The organism is Pseudomonas sp. FW305-3-2-15-E-TSA4 (assembly GCF_058787295.1).
This window is the reverse complement of sequence record NZ_JBYSZP010000013.1, coordinates 160,944-179,348: the sequence shown is the minus strand read 5'-3', so window position 1 is coordinate 179,348 and position 18,405 is coordinate 160,944. Positions and strand designations below refer to the sequence as shown.

Sequence of the window (18,405 nt, the reverse complement as noted above, 5' to 3'; positions counted from 1 at the left end):
ACAAGGATCTCCAGCGAATACAGTTATTGTGAACATCCGCTGAACCTGTGGGAGCTGGCTTGCCAGCGATGAGGGCCTCAAAGACGACGCATGCCTATGTGCGGAATGTCATCCTCCAGATACTCCTCACCCGCCACCACAAACCCGTACCTGCCGTAATACCCCTGCAAATGCGCCTGCGCCGACAGATAGATCGGCACATGCGGCCAATGCTTCCCGGCCTGTTTCAGCGCGTGTTCCATCATCACATGCCCCAGCCCTTTGCCGCGGCCCTGCGGCGCGATGATCACGCGGCCAATCACCACGTCACCGCTCTGGGACTCGGGATCAAGCAGGCGCAGATAGGCCATCAACTGATCATCTTCCCAGCCCATGAGGTGATGGGTGTCGCCGCCCAGATCCTGGCCGTCGAGGTCCGGGTAGGCGCATTTCTGTTCGACCACGAACACTTCCGAGCGTAGCTTCAGCAGTGCGTACAACTCTTCTTTGCCCAGATCACTGTGATGCTTGCAGACCCACTCGATTGTCATCTTCCGACTCCTTGAACTCCGTCGCCCGATACTAAGCGCACAGGCCCTGGATGTCTGTATGGCGGAACAGTCTGTGACAAAGGTCAAAATGCCATCATTCCTTTCTCGCGATAGCGGCTGCTTTGTGTAATCTGCTGGAAAGCGCTGTGCACTGGCTTCAATGAGCTACTGTTAGGGCCTGGGTTTCGCCGGTAAGGGGCCTTGGGGTTTTGACTGAAAACACGCTGGGCAGCCCGCCCGCTAAGGATTTTCAAGCATGCCGCGACTGCATCGAGCCTTTGCTTTGATCGGATTGCTCTTGCTGGCCCAAACCGCCTCAGCGGAGAAGTTGCGACTGGTGTTTGATATCTGGCCGCCCTTTACCGACGACACGCTGGTCAACGGTGGTCTGGCCACCGACATCGTCAGCACCGCGCTGGCGCGGGCCGGTTATGCCAGCGACTATGAACAGGTACCTTGGGCGCGGGCACTGCTGGGGGTGGGCGAAGGACGATACGACGTGCTGGTCAACGCCTGGTACAACGACGAACGGACCAAAATCGGCCAGTTCTCTGGCGAATACCTGCTCAACCGCATCCGCTTTCTCAAGCGCAAGGACACGCCGCTGGAGTACGGCAGCCTGGAACAACTGCACACCTACCCGGTGGCGGTGGTGCGCGGTTATGCCTACTCGCAGGCCTTCGATGCCGATACCGCACTGGAGAAAGTCCCTGTGCATAACTTCGCCATGGCCGTGCGCATGCTGGCGGCGGACCGGGTCAAGCTGACCCTGGAAGATGAATACGTCGCGCGCTATTACCTGGCCCGCGAATCAGCCAAAGTGCGCAACGCCGTGGAGTTTCTGCCCAAGCCGTTGAGCGAGAACAGCCTGCATATTCTGGTGAGTCTGAAGAATCCGCAGCATGAGCAGATTGTGGCCGGGTTCGATAAGGCGATTGCGGCGATGAAGGCGGATGGGAGTTATGACAAGTTGCTGCGCCAGCATGGGATGTGAAGGCTGATCAAGAATCTTCTGAGTGGTTGATGGCCTCTTCGCGAGCAGGCTCGCTCCCACATGGGTTCTGCTTCGTACACACATTCACTGTGGGAGCGAGCCTGCTCGCGAAGGCGTCCTTTCAGCCAGCGCTAATCTCATTAGTGTCTTTGATCAAATGCGCCGCCAACGTGCGCAATGGCCCCAACTGCCGGCAGATCAGCGCCAGTTGCGTCTGCACCAGTCGCTGTCCTTCATCGATCTCGTCCGGCATCTGCTCCAGCTCATTGGCCAGCGCTTCTTCTTCGTCACTCTGAATCGCCACCGGTTGCTTGTTCGCCAGGCCCTGGGCAATGTCGTCGATGCTCGCGGCCAGTTTCACTCCGGCGCCGTCGATCAGTTGTTCACGCACGTCTGCCGGTAGCTGCGTTTCGCGATGCGCGCCCAACCCGGAGAGGTAGCTGAGCAGGGTGTGCGACAGCACCAGAAAACGGAAACCGACATCCGCTTCCTTACGGAAATGCCCCGGCTCCATGAGCATGTTCGCCAGCGTTGTCGACAGCGCCGCATCGGCGTTGTGTGCGTTGCGGCGGGCCAGGCGATAGGCGAGGTCGTCGCTCTTGCCGGCGGCGTATTGCTGCATGATCTGGCGCAGGTAGATGCTGTTGCAGGTCAGGGTGTTGGCCAGCACCTTGTTCAGGCGTCGACCCTGCCAGTCCGGCAGGAACAGGAACACCGTCAGGCCGGCGATCAGACTGCCGAGCAGGGTATCGAACAGGCGCGGCAGGAACAGCCCGTAGCCATCACCGATCTGGTTGAAGCAGAACAGCACCATGATGGTGATGGCGGCGGTCGCCAGGGTGTAGCGCGTGGTGCGGTTGGTAAAGAACACCACCCCGGCGGCGATCGCGAAGCACGACTGCACCAGCGGGCTGGGGAACAGATCGAACAGCGCCCACGCCACGGTCAGGCCGATGGCGGTGCCGAGAATCCGCTGACCGAGCTTGCGCCGGGTCGCGCCGTAGTTCGGCTGGCAGACGAACAGCGTGGTGAGGATGATCCAGTAACCCTGCGACGGGTGAATCAGGTGCACCATGCCATAGCCGATACTCAGCGCCAGCGGCAGACGCAGGGCATGACGGAACAGCAAGGACGTCGGTGTCAGTTGCGTACGCAGGCGAACCCACACGTCCTTGAGGTTGCGCGGCGAGCGGTCGAGCAGGCTGCTGTCGGTGGCGTCCGCCAGTGCGTCGGGGTTGCTCGCATCGCTGAGCAAACGGTCGAGGGTGCCGAGGTTGGCGGCCAGGGCACGCAGCGATCGCAGGAGGCCGCGCCACGCCGGATTGCTCTGGATGCGCAGGTGTTCAAGGGAGGCATCGAGGTCAGTCAGTGCTTCGGCAAAACTGGCGTCGTAGACGAACGGCTGGCGCATCTGGATCGATTCGGCCAATGCGCGGCAGGCCTTGCCCTGCTGGCGCAACAAACGCTGGCAGCGGAACAGCACGTCGCTGTGGAAGAACGCATCGGCCAGCGCGTTGTACGGATAGTGCGAGGAGCTGGCGCGTTCGTGAATGTCCTGGGCGAGGAAATACAGCTTCAGATAACGGCTGACTTTCGACCCCGGGCGACCGTTGCCGACCCGGTGCAGAATGATTTCCTTGGCACTGTTCAGCGCGGCGACCACGCGACCGTTTTGCTGCGCCAGTTCCAGCCGCCGGCCTTCGACGTCCAGCTGGCGGATCGGCTCGAACAGCGAGGCTTTCAGCTTCAGATAGAAACCCAGTTCACGGAACAGCCGCGCCAGACTCTGCTGCACCGGCTGGTTGGAAAACATCGCCTGCCACAGCACCGACAGCAGGCCGTACCACGCGGCACCCGCCACCAGCAGCATCGGTTCGTGCCAGAAATCGGTGACCGCGCCGCCGCGCTGATCCACGCCGATCATGGTGTAGACCGACAGAATCAAGGTCGCCGAGGCAATCGCCCCGTAACGCTCGCCGAGCGCGCCGAGCATGGTCAGGCCGAAGCTGGCCAAGGCCAGGGCGATGGCGAACACGATGGGGTAGGGGAAGAGCAGTTCCACCGACAGCGCGGCGATACTGAAACATACCAGCGTCACGGCGAGGGCGTTGAGGCGCCCCTGCCAACTGTCGTCGGTCTCGGCCAGGGCGCTGGCGATGATCCCGAGGAACAATGGGATCAGCAGGCCCATTTCATCCTGATACCAACACAGCGCCATGCTGCCGGTCAGGGCGATGAACACCCGCACGCTGTAGCTGAATTTATCCAGCGCCCACAGGCGCCGCAAAGACTGACGAAACGAGGTCGAGGACATGAAGTGCGAAGGCCTTCCGAGGCGATGCCGCTAAATTGAGCCAGTAATGACGCCGACGCAATGGCGCCGATCACATCTGACAGCAAAAAGTGTTCCTTTTACTTACACCACAAACCACTGTGGGAGCGAGCCTGCTCGCGAAAGCGGAGTGTCATTCAACTTGATGTCGACGGATACACCGCATTCGCGAGCAGGCTCGCTCCCACAGGTTTTGCGTTTGATTTTGGATCAGACGTACTGCGCAGCCGCGTAGCCCGAGGCCCAGGCCCACTGGAAGTTGAAACCGCCCAGATGCCCGGTGACGTCGAGCACTTCGCCGACAAAATACAGCCCCGGGCTTTTCAGCGATTCCATGGTCTTGGACGACACTTCGCGGGTATCGACGCCACCCAGCGTGACCTCGGCGGTGCGATAGCCTTCGGTGCCGGCCGGGACGACTTTCCAGCTGCCGAGCTTGTCAGCGATCTGCGCCAGTTCGGCGTGGGTGTACTGCTTCATCGGTTTGGACACGAACCAGTTGTCCGCCAGCAGATTGGCCATCTTCTTGGTGAAGATCTCACCAAGCAAAGTTTTCAGCTCGCTGTTCGGGCGTTCGGCTACTTGCTGCTGCAGCCATGCCGCGGTGTCGTGATCCGGCAACAGGTTGATCTCCACGGTGTCGCCCGGCTCCCAGAACGACGAGATCTGCAGAATCGCCGGGCCGCTGAGGCCACGGTGAGTGAACAGAATGTTCTCGCGAAAGCTCTGGTCGTTGCAGCTGACCAGACAATCCACCGAGGTCCCGGACAGCTCGGTGCAGAGTTCCTTGAGCTGATCGGTGATGGTGAACGGCACGAGTCCGGCGCGAGTCGGCAGCAGTTCATGGCCGAACTGTTTGGCGACCTGATAACCGAAACCGGTAGCGCCCAGCGTCGGGATCGACAGCCCGCCGGTGGCGATCACCAGCGACTGGCACTGAACCTGGCCGAGGGTGGTGTCGAGCAGGTAACCGCTTTCGACCTTCTCGATGGTCTGGATCGAGGTGTCCAGGTGCAGCTCGACGCCGACCTGATCGCACTCGTCGAGCAGCATGCCGAGGATGTCGCTGGATTTGTTATCGCAGAACAACTGGCCGAGTTTCTTCTCGTGGTAGGGCACGCCGTGCTTGGCGACCATGCCGATGAAGTCCCACTGGGTGTAGCGCGCCAGTGCCGATTTGCAGAAATGCGGATTGTGCGAGAGGAAATTGCTCGGCTCGGTGTACATGTTGGTGAAATTGCAGCGGCCACCACCGGACATCAGGATTTTCTTGCCGGCCTTGTTCGCATGATCGAGCAGCAACACCTGACGCCCACGCCCGGCGGCGGTCAGTGCACACATCAACCCTGCGGCGCCAGCGCCAATGATCACGACTTCGGTAGAGCGCAAAACGGTGTCCTCTTGGTAGGTCGCTACAAAACAAACTGTGGGAGCGGGCTTGCTCGCGAAAGCGGTGTGTCAGTTGACACATAAGTCGCCTGATACACCGCATTCGCGAGCAAGCCCGCTCCCACAGGGGGATCTCCTTTGCTTGGAAGATCGCTTACAAAACGCGAACGCGCAGCGAACGGCCCTTGATCTTGCCGTTGTTCAAGCGCTGCAGTGCCTGCATGACCACGGTGCGTTCAACGGCCACATACGACTGGAAGTCGAAGATCGCGATCTTGCCGACCTGAGCGCCGGGGATGCCGGCGTCACCAGTCAGTGCGCCGAGGATGTCGCCCGGACGCACTTTGTCTTTACGCCCGCCGGCGATGCACAGGGTGCTCATCGGTGGCTGCAGCGGGGCGCCGCCCTGGGACTTGAGGTTATCGACCTGATCCCAGTTCAGCGGAGCTTTCTGCAGCTGTTCGATGGCTTGCGCGCGATGCGCTTCGGACGGCGCAACGAGGCTGACCGCAATGCCTTTCTCGCCGGCACGACCCGTACGGCCAACGCGGTGAATGTGGATTTCCGAATCGCGGGCCAGCTCGACGTTGATCACCATGTCCAGCGCATCGATGTCCAGACCACGGGCGGCGACGTCGGTGGCGACCAGGACCGACGTACTGCGGTTGGCGAACATCGCCAGTACCTGATCGCGGTCACGCTGTTCCAGATCGCCGTGCAGGCCGACGGCGGAAATGCCTTTGGAGGTCAGGTGGTCAACGGTTTCCTGCACTTGCTGCTTGGTGAAGCAGAACGCCACGCAGGAAGCCGGGCGGAAGTGGTGCAGGACTTTGGTCACTGCGCTCATGCGCTCTTCCGGGGAAATCTCGTAGAAACGCTGCTCGATCTGCGTGTCGTCGTGGAACGCCTCGGCTTTCACCGTTTGCGGATCGCGCATGAATTTCGACGCCAGTTGCTTGATGCCCACCGGGTACGTGGCGGAGAACAGCAGGGTCTGACGGCGTGCCGGAGTCTTTTCGATGATGTCTTCGATGGCGTCGTAGAAGCCCATGTCGAGCATGCGGTCGGCTTCGTCGAGGATCAGCGTGTTCAGGCCGTCGAGCACCAGCGAACCCTTGCGCAGGTGTTGCTGGATACGCCCCGGGGTGCCGACGATGATGTGCGCGCCGTGCTCCAGCGAAGCGATCTGCGGGCCGAACGACACGCCGCCGCACAAGGTCAGGACCTTGATGTTGTCTTCGGCACGAGCCAGACGGCGGACTTCCTTGGCGACCTGGTCGGCCAGCTCACGGGTCGGGCAGATCACCAGCGCCTGGCAACCGAAGTAACGCGGGTTGATCGGGTTGAGCAGGCCGATGCCGAACGCGGCGGTCTTGCCGCTGCCGGTCTTGGCCTGGGCGATCAGGTCCATCCCCTTGAGGATCACCGGCAAGCTCTGCGCCTGGATCGGCGTCATCTGGGCATAACCGAGGGATTCGAGGTTAGCCAGCATGGCGGCGGACAGCGGCAGAGTATTAAAAGCGGTGGCGATGGTGGTCACGGGACTGGCCTGCAAAACAAAATGTCGCGCAGTGTAGCAGCCCCGTGCCACTTTCCTCGAAAGTTCTGGACGAACAGTGCCTGGTTTCATTCCCCCAAGCTTTCCTTGAATGAAGATAAACCTGTGGCGAGGGGATTTATCCCCGATGGGGTGCGCAGCACCCCCTGAAAAGGTTGAATGCGATCAGCCTGATGTACTGAGGTGGCAGATTTTGGGGCTGCTGCGCAACCCGTCGGGGATAAATCCCCTCACCACAAAAGCCTCCACCAGACATGACACTGTTCAGTGTTCGATGTGTTCATCCGGATGTTCATCCGGGCGTTTGACCCGGCGACCGTCCTCTTTCGACAGTTGCGAGAAGATCGTCGCCGCCAGCATCGCCATGATCCCGACCGTGACAAACGTCAGCTGGAACGCGCCCAGCACGGTCTCGACGCCATCGTTGCCGATCTCCGCCGTAAACCCGCCGAGCAATGCACCGGCGCAGGCTACGCCCAGACTCAGCGACAATTGCGCCACCACCGACAGCAAGCTGTTGCCGCTGCTGGCGCTGGCGTCGTCGAGGTCGATCAGCGTTACGGTGTTCATCGCGGTGAATTGCAGCGAGTTGATCGCGCCAAGAACCGCCAGCAGGCACAGCAGCAGCCAGTATGGCGTCTGCTCGCTGACCAGGCCCATGCTCGCCAGCATGATCCCCAGCGCCAGAGTGTTGCCGGTGAGCACGATGCGATAGCCAAGGCGTTCGATCAGCGGCCGCGCCATCCACTTGGCAAACATCGCCGCAGCAGCCAGCGGCAACATGCTCATCCCCGCCTGCGACGGCGAGTAACCCAGCGCCACCTGCAGCAGCAACGGCACCAGAAACGGCAGGGCGCCGCTGCCCAGGCGGGCGAACAGGTTGCCGATAATTCCGACCGCGAAAGTCCTGGTCTTGAACAGCGAAGGGGCGAAAAGCGGATTTTCGACGCGCCCGGCGCGCAGCCAGTACGCCGCCAGACAGGCCAGACCGCCGAACAGCAGCAACATCACCCGCAGGTGCGGCAAGTGCAATTCGCCCAGACCTTCCATGGCGATGGTGATCAGGATCATCGCCGCGCCAAACAGCAGGAAACCGAGGCTATCGAAGCGCGTGCGTTCAGTACCGCGCAGGTCGGGGATGAATTTCCACACCGCGTAGCAGCCGAGAACACCGACCGGCAGGTTGATCAGGAAGATCCAGTGCCACGTCAGGTATTGCACCATCCAGCCGCCCATGGTCGGGCCGATCAACGGGCCGAGCAGGCCGGGAATGGTGATGAAACCCATGATCCGCACCAGTTCCGAACGCGGATAGGCACGCAGCACCACCAAGCGTCCGACCGGCAACATCAAGGCGCCGCCCAGACCCTGGATCACCCGCGCACCCACCAGCATGGTCAAGGTGCTGGATAACGCACAAAGCAGCGAGCCGAAACTGAACAGCAGGATCGCGCCGAAGAAAATCTTCTTGGTGCCGAAGCGGTCGGCGATCCAGCCCGAGGCCGGAATCAGCAAGGCCACGGTGAGCATGTAGGCGATGACCACACCTTGCATGCGCAACGGGTCTTCGGCCAGATCCCGGGCCATGGCCGGCAGGGCGGTGTTGAGGATGGTCCCGTCGAGGGACTGCATGAAGAACGCAATGGCGACGACCCACGGCAACCAGCGGGCGGTGATGGCGTCGAGAGGCGGGCGTGTGGGCATGGAACCTCTTGTGGTTGGGCGTTGATGCACAGGCTTTTGGTGGGAGCGGGCTTGCTCGCGAATGCGGTGTGTCAGCCACCATAAGTGTTAAATGACACACCGCTTTCGCGAGCAAGCCCGCTCCCACTGTAGATCTCCAGTGTTCTGGAGATCCTGGTGTTACAGGGTCAAGGTCAGTCGGCTCACCAGCGCCCCCGGCAGCAACGCCGACGAGGTATTGCGCTGGCTATACGTGCTCGCCGACAGCAGCAACTCACGCTCGGCGGTCAACGCTTCCAGCTGCGAACCCAGCAGGCTGTAGGCGCTGTCGTCGAAGCGCATGGTGCTGACCGGCGCCTGAATCTCGCCGTTCTCGACCCAGAAAGTTGCGAAGCGGGTCATGCCGGTCAGGCGCGCCGCCGGTTGATCCGAGTAGTTCAGGTACCACAGATTGCTGATGTACAGCCCGGTGCCCAACTGCTTGAGGATCTCTGCCTGTGACAGATTGCCGGCCGCCATGTTCAGTGCACTTGGCATTTCACCGCCGCCGGCGCCGTTGGCGGTCAGGCCGTATTCGGCGGCACTGCGCGAACCGACCAGTTGATCACCGGCTTTGCCTTCGACAATCAGCTGCAGATCGCTGCGCGGATAACCCTCGCCGGAGAATGCCGGGCTCAACGAACCGCTGACTTGCTCATCCAGCGAGACCAGCGGACTGAACGCCTGATCGCCGACATACAGCTTCTGCAGCGGGCTGCTCTTGCTGGCAATCGACTGCGCCGAGAAACCGCCCCAGCTGAGCATGCCCATGATTTCTTCCAGCGCGGCCGGCGCCAGGTACGCGCGGTATTGCCCCGGTGCCAGAGTCCGCAACGGTCGACCGAGGAATGCCAGTTGCTCGCGGGCCTGCTGGAAGCGGTGGGCGAAGCCTTCGCTACTCCACTCGTGCCCGGCGTAGCTGGCTTTCACCGCTTCGCCATTGTCGTGGAACAGGCTGAAGTCGAAGTTGAAGCTGTTGGCCTGATGCCAGCCGAACGCCCCGGAGGAGCTGGCAAAACCGCGGCTGATCGGGCCGGCAGCATAGAAGCCGACCAGATCCAGACCTTCAGCAGCGGTGCAGATTTCCTCGACCACCTGCTCGGTGTCCGGCAGCGGATGGGCCTGCACGTTGTTGCTCTGCCAGCCGTTGTGGTTGAGCAGCAGGTACGGATCCTGTGGCAGCAACGGCAAGGTTTCGCGCAGTTGTTGCAGGCCTTCGGCGAGGCGTTGCAGGTCGGCTTCCTGATCACCGGACAGGGTGATATGCAGATCGGCGTGACGGCCGTCGTTAATCAGCTTCAGCCCGACGTCGGCTTGCTGCACCTGGCCGGCCTGACGCACCTTGGCGTGATTGAAACGCACGAACGCCGAGGACTCGGCGGCGTAGCTGAGGGTGAATTGTTCCGGCTCGCGCACACTGTCGCGCAGCCAATTGACCATGACCTTGAAGGCGTCGGACTGACTCTTCGAAATGCTCATCAGGCGTCTCCCCCAAATACATCAACGTTGCTGAATACGCAGGCCGGTGAAGCGTGGCCGACGCGGATCACCTGGTTCGGCTCGCCCTTGCCGCAGTTTGGCGTGCCCAGCACCATTCGGGTGCCGGCATTGCCGACCGCGCGCAGACTCTTCCAGAAGTGCGCGGAAATGCCCCGGTAGTTCGGATTTTTCACCACACCCTTGAGTTCACCGTTCTCGATCAACTGACCCCACTCGCAACCAAACTGGAATTTGTTGCGCGCATCGTCAATCGACCACGAACGGTTGGTGCTCATCAGAATGCCGTGCTCGATGCCGCTGATCAGTTGCGTCAGCGACTGATCGCCCGGCTCGATGTTGAGGTTGGCCATGCGGTCGATCGGCGGCCGGTTCCAGCCGCAGGCGCGGCTGTTGGCAACCCCGTCGAGACCAGCGCGGAACTGCGACAGCGCGCCGCCCAATGGCCGCAACAGCAAGCCTTCGCGAATCAGGAATTGTTTGCTGGCTTTGCTGCCGTCGTCATCGTGGCCGTAGCTGGCCAGCTCTTCGGGAATGTCCGGATCGAAGGTCACGTTGAGCAGCTTCGAGCCGTATTGCAGGCTGCCGAAGTCGCTGGTTTTGACGAAGCTGGTGCCGGCGTAATTGCGCTCGTCACCGAGGATGCGGTCGAGCTCCAGCGGGTGACCGATCGACTCGTGAATCTGCAGCATCATCTGGTCCGGCATCAACAATAGATCGCGCGGGCCTTGCGGGGTGTTCGGCGCGAGCAGCAGTTGCAGGGCCTGATCGGCCACCTTCGGGCCGGCGCCGACCAGGCCGCAACGGCTGATCACGTCGGCGCCACCCTGCTGGCCGAAGTTCTCGCGGCCGAGGGAGCGGGTCTGGCTGTCGTTACCGTCGTAGGCGGTGACGTCGAGGCCTGGATAGACGAAGCGCTGGGCCTGGCGCAATTCGGCGCCGGCGCTGCTCAGGTAGATCTGCTCGACGTGGGTGATGCCGATGCTCGCTTCCCAGTTCACCAGGCGCTCATCCTTTGGCACCGAGGCGGATTCCGCGCCGAGCAGCTCGAAGCATTCGCTCAGGGACGGGAAGGGTTGCTCAAGATTGGGCGAAAAGTAATCAGCGCGATCGCTCGACACCGGCTGGTTGCGCAGGTCGAGCAAGGCGTGCGGCTTCAGTCGCCGGGCCTGCTGTTCGGCGCGCTCAAGGGCGGCTTGCAGGCCTTGCTGCGACAGGTCGTTGGTCGCCGCGTAAGCCTCGACGCCGTTGACGCGCACAGTGAGCATCGCGCCTTCGTCGCGGCTCAGGCTTGGCGGCTCGGCGACGTTCTTGCGCACTGACAGGTACTGGCCGGACTCGCGTACATACCGCAGGGAAAAAAACTCGGCGCCCGTGCGCAAGGCAGCGAAGCGCTGCTTGAGCTGGGGGTGAAAATCGAACATTCGGGAACCTCCTTGTTATGGAGTTGCGGGGTGAAGCGATTCGGCGGGGAGGGGTGAAACGATTGCGCGAGGTCTAGAGTAGGCCTGCGTGGGGGTAGGATCAAGTGAAGAGGGGGTGTAGGAGGATTTACTGTGCAGCAGGGGAATTTGTGCTGGAGGTGAGGGCCCCTTCGCGAGCAGGCTCGCTCCTACAAGTTAATCTCCAGTGTTCACATAATGCGTGTTCACTGGAGATCCTTGTAGGAGTGAGCCTGCTCGCGATTAGCCGTGACGCGGTATTACGTCTTACTGAGCAGCCGGGGTGATATCACGCATCGGCTTGCCCTTCACCGGCGCACCGCCAGCAACGTAGTAGGCGGCATTGCTGCGCGGCAGCGGCTTGCGGCCACGGATCTTGTCGGCGATTTTCTCGGCGATCATGATCGTCGGCGCGTTCAAGTTACCGGTGGTGATGATCGGCATGATCGAAGCATCGACCACACGCAGGCTCTGCATGCCGTGCACGCGACCTTCGCCATCCACAACCGCCATCTCGTCGGTGCCCATCTTGCACGAGCAGGACGGGTGGAACGCGGTTTCGGCGTGCTCGCGGATGAACTTGTCCAGCTGCTCATCGGTTTGCACGTCGATGCCCGGGCTGATTTCGCGGCCACGGAAGGCGTCCAGCGCAGGCTGTTGCATGATTTCGCGGGTCAGGCGGATGCCGTCACGGAATTCCTGCCAGTCCTGCTCGGTGGCCATGTAGTTGAACAGGATGCTCGGGTGCTGGCGCGGATCCTTGGACTTCAACTGGATGCGGCCACGGCTCGGCGAACGCATGGAACCCATGTGCGCCTGGAAGCCGTGCTCTTTCACACCGTTGCTGCCGTTGTAGTTAATCGCTACCGGCAGGAAGTGGTACTGGATGTTCGGCCACTCGAATTCCGGACGCGAACGGATGAAACCGCCGGCTTCGAACTGGTTGCTGGCGCCGATGCCGGTGCCGTTGAGCAGCCACTCGGCACCGATGGCCGGCTGGTTGTACCAGAGCAGCGACGGGTACAGCGAGACCGGTTGGGTGCAGGCGTATTGCAGGTACAGCTCAAGGTGGTCCTGCAGGTTTTCACCGACGCCCGGCAGGTCATGAACCACCGGGATGTCGAGGCTTTCCAGCAGTTTTGCCGGGCCGACACCGGAGCGCTGCAGAATCTGCGGCGAAGCGATGGCGCCGGAGCACAGCAGGACTTCCTTGCGTGCCTTGGCTTCAACACGTTCTTCCGCCGAACCGACCAGGTACCGCACGCCGACCGCACGCTTGCCTTCGAACAGAATCTTGTCGGTCAGGGCGTGGGTGACGATGGTCAGGGTCGAGCGCTTTTTCGCGACGTCGAGGTAGCCACGGGCGGTGGAAGCACGACGGCCGTTTGGCGTCACGGTGCGATCCATCGGGCCGAAGCCTTCCTGCTGGTAGCCGTTCAAGTCTTCGGTGCGCGGGTAACCGGCCTGCACGCCGGCTTCAACCATGGCGTGGAACAGCGGGTTGTTGCCCGCCTTCGGCGTGGTCACGCTGACCGGACCGTCGCCACCGTGGTAGTCGTTCGGGCCGATGTCGCGGGTTTCCGCTTTACGGAAGTACGGCAGGCAGTCGAGGTACGACCAGTCTTCCAGACCTGGCAGCTTCGCCCAGCCGTCGTAGTCCATCGCGTTGCCACGGATGTAGCACATGCCGTTGATCAGCGAAGAACCGCCGAGACCCTTGCCGCGACCGCATTCCATCCGGCGACCGTCCATGTGTGGCTCCGGATCGGTTTCGTAGGCCCAGTTGTAGCGACGCCCCTGCAGCGGGAACGCCAGTGCAGCCGGCATTTGCGTGCGGAAGTCGAAACGGTAGTCCGGGCCGCCTGCTTCGAGCAGCAGCACGGTGACGCCTTCGTCTTCAGTCAGACGGGTCGCCAGGGTGTTACCGGCCGAGCCGGCACCGATGATGATGTAATCGAATTCTTGGGACATTGAATGCACCCTCTTTAGATGTGGTCAGGCAGGACCTCAGCGAGTGCTGCGCACTCGAATCGCTGGCAAGCCAGCTCCCACAAGGATTGGGAGCTGCCACAGATTTGATGGACGACTCCAAACCTGTGGGAGCGGGCTTGCCCGCGAAGAGGCCTTCGCAGGCAATACAAGACTCGGGTCTTAGAACACCGAGACGTAATCGCCCAGCTCGACCTGTACCGATTTGATGCGTGTGTAGTTGGTCAGCGAGCTGATGCCGTTTTCACGGCCCACGCCCGACTGCTTGTAACCGCCAACCGGCATCTTCGCGTCGGACTCGCCCCAAGCGTTGATCCAGCAAATACCGGCTTCCAGTTGATGAATCACGCGGTGTGCGCGGTTCAGGTCTTTGGTGACGATACCGGCGGCCAGGCCGAAGTCGGTGTCGTTGGCGCGGCGGATCACTTCTTCTTCGGTCTCGTAGGAGAGGATCGCCATCACCGGGCCAAAGATTTCTTCACGGACGATGGTCATCTCGTCGGTGCAGTCGGTGAACACGGTCGGTGCAACGAAGGCGCCTTTGGCGAATTCGCCGTCGGTCAGACGTTCGCCGCCGCACAGCACGCGGGCACCTTCTTCTTTACCCTTGGCGATGTAGCCCAGCACGCTTTCCATGTGGGCGAAGCTGACCAGTGGGCCGAAGTTGGTGTTTTCGTCTTCCGGGTTGCCGATGCGGATGCGCGCTACGCGCTCGACGATCTTGGCTTCGAAAGCGGCTTTCAGGTGGCTCGGTACGAATACGCGAGTGCCGTTGGTGCAGACCTGACCGGAGCTGTAGAAGTTGGCCATCATCGCGGTGTCGGCGGCACGATCGAGGTCGGCGTCGTCGCAGATGATCAGCGGCGACTTGCCGCCCAGTTCCATGGTCACGTCTTTCAGCGACGAAGCCGAAGCGCTGGCCATGACTTTCTTGCCGGTGTCGGTGCCGCCGGTGAAGGAGACTTTCTCGATGCGCGGGTGCTCGGTCAGCCAGGTGCCGACTTCACGGCCGCTGCCGGTCAGTACGTTGAACACGCCGTTCGGCAGACCGGCTTCGGTGTAGATCTCGGCCAGTTTCAGGGTGGTCAGCGAGGTGACTTCGCTTGGCTTGAAGATCATCGCGTTACCGGCGGCCAGGGCTGGTGCGGATTTCCACAAAGCGATCTGGATCGGGTAGTTCCACGCGCCGATACCGGCGACCACGCCCAGTGGCTCGCGACGGGTGTAGACGAAGGAAGTGTCGCGCAACGGAATCTGCTCGCCTTCGATCGCCGGCACCAGGCCTGCGTAGTATTCCAGCACGTCGGCGCCGGTGACGATGTCGACGTACTTGGTTTCGGAGAAGGCTTTGCCGGTGTCCTGGGTTTCCAGAGCAGCCAGTTCATCGTTGCGCTCGCGCAGGATGTCGACGGCGCGACGCAGGATGCGCGAACGCTCCATGGCGGTCATCGCGGCCCAGATTTTCTGGCCCTTTTCAGCGCTGACCACAGCACGCTCGACGTCTTCCTTGGTCGCACGTTGCACTTGGGCGAGGACTTCACCGTTCGCCGGGTTGATGGCTTCGAAAGTGGCATCGCTGCCAGCGTCGGAGTACGCGCCATCGATGTAGAGTTTTTGCAGTTCGAAACGGGCCATAGTGTCCTCGCAAGTGCATTAGTGGTTGGCGTCGACCATCGCGGTGTTGCTGCGATGGCGGTTCAGGGGCCGAGCGTTTTCTGTGTGCTCTAGCTCACCTGCTTGGCCAATTGGAAATCCATGTATTCGTAAGCGATCTGTTGCGCCTGCGCCGTGTCGAAAGCGTCTCCCGACAGTGCGCCGCGCAACCACAAGCCGTCGATCAACGCTGCCAGTCCACGCGCGGCGCTGCGCGCATCTTCGAGCGGCAACACACGGCGGAACTCGCAGCACAGGTTGGAATACAGACGGTGATCGTTGATCCGCTGCAACCTGTGCAAAGACGGCTGGTGCATGCTGGTGGCCCAGAAGGCCAGCCAGGTTTTCATTGCCGGGCCATTGACCTGGCTGGCGTCGAAGTTGCCTTCGATGATCACCTGCAGATGCGCCCGTGGGCTGCTGTCTGCCAGCGCCTGTCGGCGCGCGGTGACGTTCTCGCTGAGGACATTCATCAGATACCGCATCGTGGCGGCAATCAGGCCGTTCTTGTCCTGAAAATAGTGACTGATGATGCCATTCGAGACACCGGCCAAACGGGCGATCAGCGCAATGCTGGCGTCCCCCATACCGACCTGATCGACCGCTTGCAACGTGGCTTCGATCAGTTGTTGGCGGCGGATGGGTTGCATACCGACCTTGGGCATCTTGCACATCTCCTTAGGCCTTCCAACGGGCGATAAACGCCTATCGGATTGAGGGCCAGTCTATTTTGTTTTGATTGAACGTTCAATCAACAAAGAATAAGATCTGCGACAAATCGTCGCTGCCTACAGATTTTTTCTGCTTGTAAATGGCGATAAAACGACATCCGAAAATGCTTGAAACCTGCGTGGGGCATGGCGCGGTTCGCTGTTCGATGGACGTGTTGAATGGGCAAGACGCTCGGGGCCAGGTTTCGGATGAACGTCCGCACAGCTTTGGCCACGAAAGCGATTCGCAACGCCATTTCGGCAGGTTCGGGCTTTTTTCGGGGTGTCTTTATATCACCCGCCGGTCGGCTGCCAACTAACCGATTGGTCGGGTTCCGTGTTGCCTTGTGTTCTTCTCTCGCACTGCCTGGAGCATTTGTGCCATGAGTTCTGCCTCGCTAATAAAGACCCCGCCCGAGAAGGTGACGGTCAACGGTTGGGTGTTTTACACCTCTACCGCGTTGATTCTGTTGTTGACCGCCATTCTGATCATCGCCCCGCAAGAGGCCGGCAGAATGTTGGGTATGGCTCAGGCCTGGTTGTCGCGCAGCTTCGGCTGGTACTACATGGTGGTGATCGCCGCTTACCTGGTGTTTGTGGTGGGCCTGGCGTTTTCCTCGTACGGCAAACTCAAACTGGGCAGCAAGGACGACACCCCGGATTTCAGCTACGGCGCCTGGGCGGGGATGCTGTTCTCGTCGGGTATCGGTATTTCGCTGCTGTACTTCGGCGCGTCCGAGCCGCTGGACCACTACTTCAATCCGCCGGAAGGCGCAGCGGCCACCAACCTGGCCGCGCGTCAGGCGGTGCAACTGACTTTCCTGCACTGGGGCCTGCACGGCTGGGCGATCTACGCACTGGTCGGTCTGGCCGTGGCGTACTTCGCGTACCGTCATAACCAGCCGCTGGCCCTGCGTTCGGCGCTGTATCCACTGGTCGGCGAGCGTTGGGTCAAAGGCGCGGCCGGTCACGCGGTGGACGGCTTCGGCATGTTCGTGACCCTGCTGGGCCTGGTGACCAACCTGGGGATCGGCTCGCTGCAGGTGTCCTCCGGCCTGGAAAACCTGTTCGGCATGGAGCACAGCAACACCAACCTGCTGATCGTGATCATCGTGATGAGCACCGTGGCGACCATCGCTGCCGTGTCCGGTGTGGAAAACGGCATCCGTCGTCTGTCCAACCTGAACATCGTGCTGTTCAGCGGCCTGCTGATTTTCGTCCTGTTGTTCGGCCCGACCTTGCACTTGCTCAACGGCTTCGTGCAGAACATCGGCGACTACCTTAACGGCGTGGTGCTGAAGACCTTCGACCTGTACGTCTACGAAGGCGACAACGCCAAGTCCGACCGCTGGCTGGGCCTGTGGACGCTGTTCTACTGGGCCTGGTGGATTTCCTGGGCGCCATTCGTCGGCATGTTCATCGCGCGTATTTCCCGTGGTCGTACCGTGCGTGAGCTGGTCGCTGGCGTACTGCTGATTCCGCTGGGTTTCACCCTGGCGTGGCTGTCGATCTTCGGTAACTCGGCACTGGATCTGGTGATGAACCAGGGGGCGGTGGAACTCGGCAAGACGGCGCTGGAACAGCCGTCGATGGCGATCTACCAGTTGCTGGAACACTACCCGGCGTCGAAAGTCGTTATCGGTGTGTCGATCTTCGTGGGTTTCGTGCTGTTCCTGACTCCGGCCGACTCCGGCGCGGTGATGATGGCGAATCTGTCCTGCAAGGGCGGCAACGTTGATGAAGATGCGCCGCACTGGCTGCGGATCTTCTGGTCGGTGGTGATCACGCTGGTGACCATCGGTCTGCTGTTCGCCGGTAACTTCGAAGCCATGCAAACCATGGTGGTGCTGGCCGGTCTGCCGTTCTCGGTGGTGCTGGTGTTCTTCATGTTCGGACTGCACAAGGCCATGCGCCAGGATGTGCAGATCGAACAGGAGCAGGCGCAACTGGCTGAGCGCGGTCGTCGTGGTTTCAGCGAGCGTCTGACGCAACTGGACCTGCAACCGAGCCAATCGGTGGTGCAGCGCTTCATGGACAAGCAGGTCAGCCCGGCGCTGGAAGACGCTGCTGCACAAATGCGGGCACAGGGCCTGGAAGTGCAGACGCTGCTGGGCAAATCCAAACGCTGCATGGGCGTGCGCGTCGAGATGGAAGAGGGCAACCCTTTCGTCTATGAAGTGAGCCTGGACGGCTACCTGGCGACCCCGACCGAATCGGCCCAGTCCGATGAAGCGCGCCAGCGTTACTACCGCGCCGAGGTGTATTTGCACAACGGCAGCCAGGACTACGACCTGATGGGCTTCACGCAGGATCAGATCACACGCGATGTGCTCGATCAGTTTGAAAGCCATCGGCAGCTCCTTGGCCGTGTCTATAGCTAGGATCAAAAGCTCCCCTCACCCTAACCCTCTCCCGGAGGGAGAGGGGACTGATTGGGAGATATTGCAGAAATCCGCCGACCTGAAAGAACGTTGTTGAATCCATAATCGACTCGATCTTTCAGGTCGATGTATAGCGAAAGACAACTTGGTAGGTTCCCTCTCCCTCTGGGAGAGGGCTAGGGTGAGGGGGCTTTCCCTGACTCAATAA

General features: G+C 61.2%; 12 protein-coding genes. 2 read left to right on the top strand and 10 right to left on the bottom strand.

Annotated features, from left to right (window positions below):
• Positions 1–77: 77 nt before the first annotated feature.
• The gene (locus AC3WMV_RS19050; protein ID WP_103369179.1) at positions 78–530 is read right to left on the bottom strand and encodes a GNAT family N-acetyltransferase; all 453 of its coding nucleotides are present in this window, start codon (positions 528–530) and stop codon (positions 78–80) included.
• A gap of 256 nt (positions 531–786) precedes the next feature.
• On the opposite strand from AC3WMV_RS19050, the gene AC3WMV_RS19045 reads away from it, so the two are divergent.
• Positions 787–1,524: a substrate-binding periplasmic protein gene (locus AC3WMV_RS19045; protein WP_027610632.1), complete on the top strand. Its 738-nt coding sequence runs from the start codon at positions 787–789 to the stop codon at positions 1,522–1,524.
• A 121-nt stretch (positions 1,525–1,645) separates the two neighbouring features.
• On the opposite strand, the gene yccS is transcribed toward AC3WMV_RS19045, so the two are convergent.
• The 9 genes from yccS to betI all read right to left on the bottom strand — a co-directional run bounded on the left by yccS (position 1,646) and on the right by betI (position 15,771).
• Positions 1,646–3,838, bottom strand: a complete 2,193-nt coding sequence (yccS, locus tag AC3WMV_RS19040) for a YccS family putative transporter (RefSeq protein WP_103369178.1) — start codon at positions 3,836–3,838, stop codon at positions 1,646–1,648.
• A gap of 228 nt (positions 3,839–4,066) precedes the next feature.
• Positions 4,067–5,245 (bottom strand): BaiN/RdsA family NAD(P)/FAD-dependent oxidoreductase, encoded by a 1,179-nt coding sequence (locus tag AC3WMV_RS19035; RefSeq protein ID WP_027610634.1) that lies wholly within the window; start codon positions 5,243–5,245, stop codon positions 4,067–4,069.
• 154 nt (positions 5,246–5,399) lie between these two features.
• Positions 5,400–6,785, bottom strand: a complete 1,386-nt coding sequence (gene dbpA / locus AC3WMV_RS19030; protein WP_007962660.1) for an ATP-dependent RNA helicase DbpA — start codon at positions 6,783–6,785, stop codon at positions 5,400–5,402.
• Between the two features lie 282 nt (positions 6,786–7,067).
• Complete coding sequence (mdtD, locus tag AC3WMV_RS19025; protein ID WP_409077700.1) at positions 7,068–8,537, bottom strand: multidrug transporter subunit MdtD; 1,470 nt, start codon at positions 8,535–8,537, stop codon at positions 7,068–7,070.
• A 129-nt stretch (positions 8,538–8,666) separates the two neighbouring features.
• Positions 8,667–10,004: a TldD/PmbA family protein gene (locus tag AC3WMV_RS19020; protein ID WP_103369175.1), complete on the bottom strand. Its 1,338-nt coding sequence runs from the start codon at positions 10,002–10,004 to the stop codon at positions 8,667–8,669.
• Positions 10,004–11,446, bottom strand: coding sequence for a TldD/PmbA family protein (locus AC3WMV_RS19015; RefSeq protein WP_103369174.1), 1,443 nt, complete (start codon positions 11,444–11,446; stop codon positions 10,004–10,006). The genes AC3WMV_RS19020 and AC3WMV_RS19015 overlap by 1 nt, the downstream gene beginning before the upstream one ends.
• A gap of 285 nt (positions 11,447–11,731) precedes the next feature.
• On the bottom strand, positions 11,732–13,435 hold the full coding sequence (betA, locus tag AC3WMV_RS19010; RefSeq protein ID WP_103369173.1) for a choline dehydrogenase: 1,704 nt from the start codon (positions 13,433–13,435) through the stop codon (positions 11,732–11,734).
• A gap of 180 nt (positions 13,436–13,615) precedes the next feature.
• Positions 13,616–15,088, bottom strand: coding sequence for a betaine-aldehyde dehydrogenase (gene betB / locus AC3WMV_RS19005; protein WP_103370578.1), 1,473 nt, complete (start codon positions 15,086–15,088; stop codon positions 13,616–13,618).
• Positions 15,089–15,177: 89 nt separating this feature from the next.
• Positions 15,178–15,771 (bottom strand): transcriptional regulator BetI, encoded by a 594-nt coding sequence (gene betI, locus AC3WMV_RS19000; RefSeq protein ID WP_025108530.1) that lies wholly within the window; start codon positions 15,769–15,771, stop codon positions 15,178–15,180.
• A gap of 428 nt (positions 15,772–16,199) precedes the next feature.
• On the opposite strand from betI, the gene betT reads away from it, so the two are divergent.
• Complete coding sequence (betT, locus tag AC3WMV_RS18995) at positions 16,200–18,197, top strand: choline BCCT transporter BetT (protein ID WP_103368832.1); 1,998 nt, start codon at positions 16,200–16,202, stop codon at positions 18,195–18,197.
• The last annotated feature ends 208 nt before the right edge of the window (positions 18,198–18,405 follow it).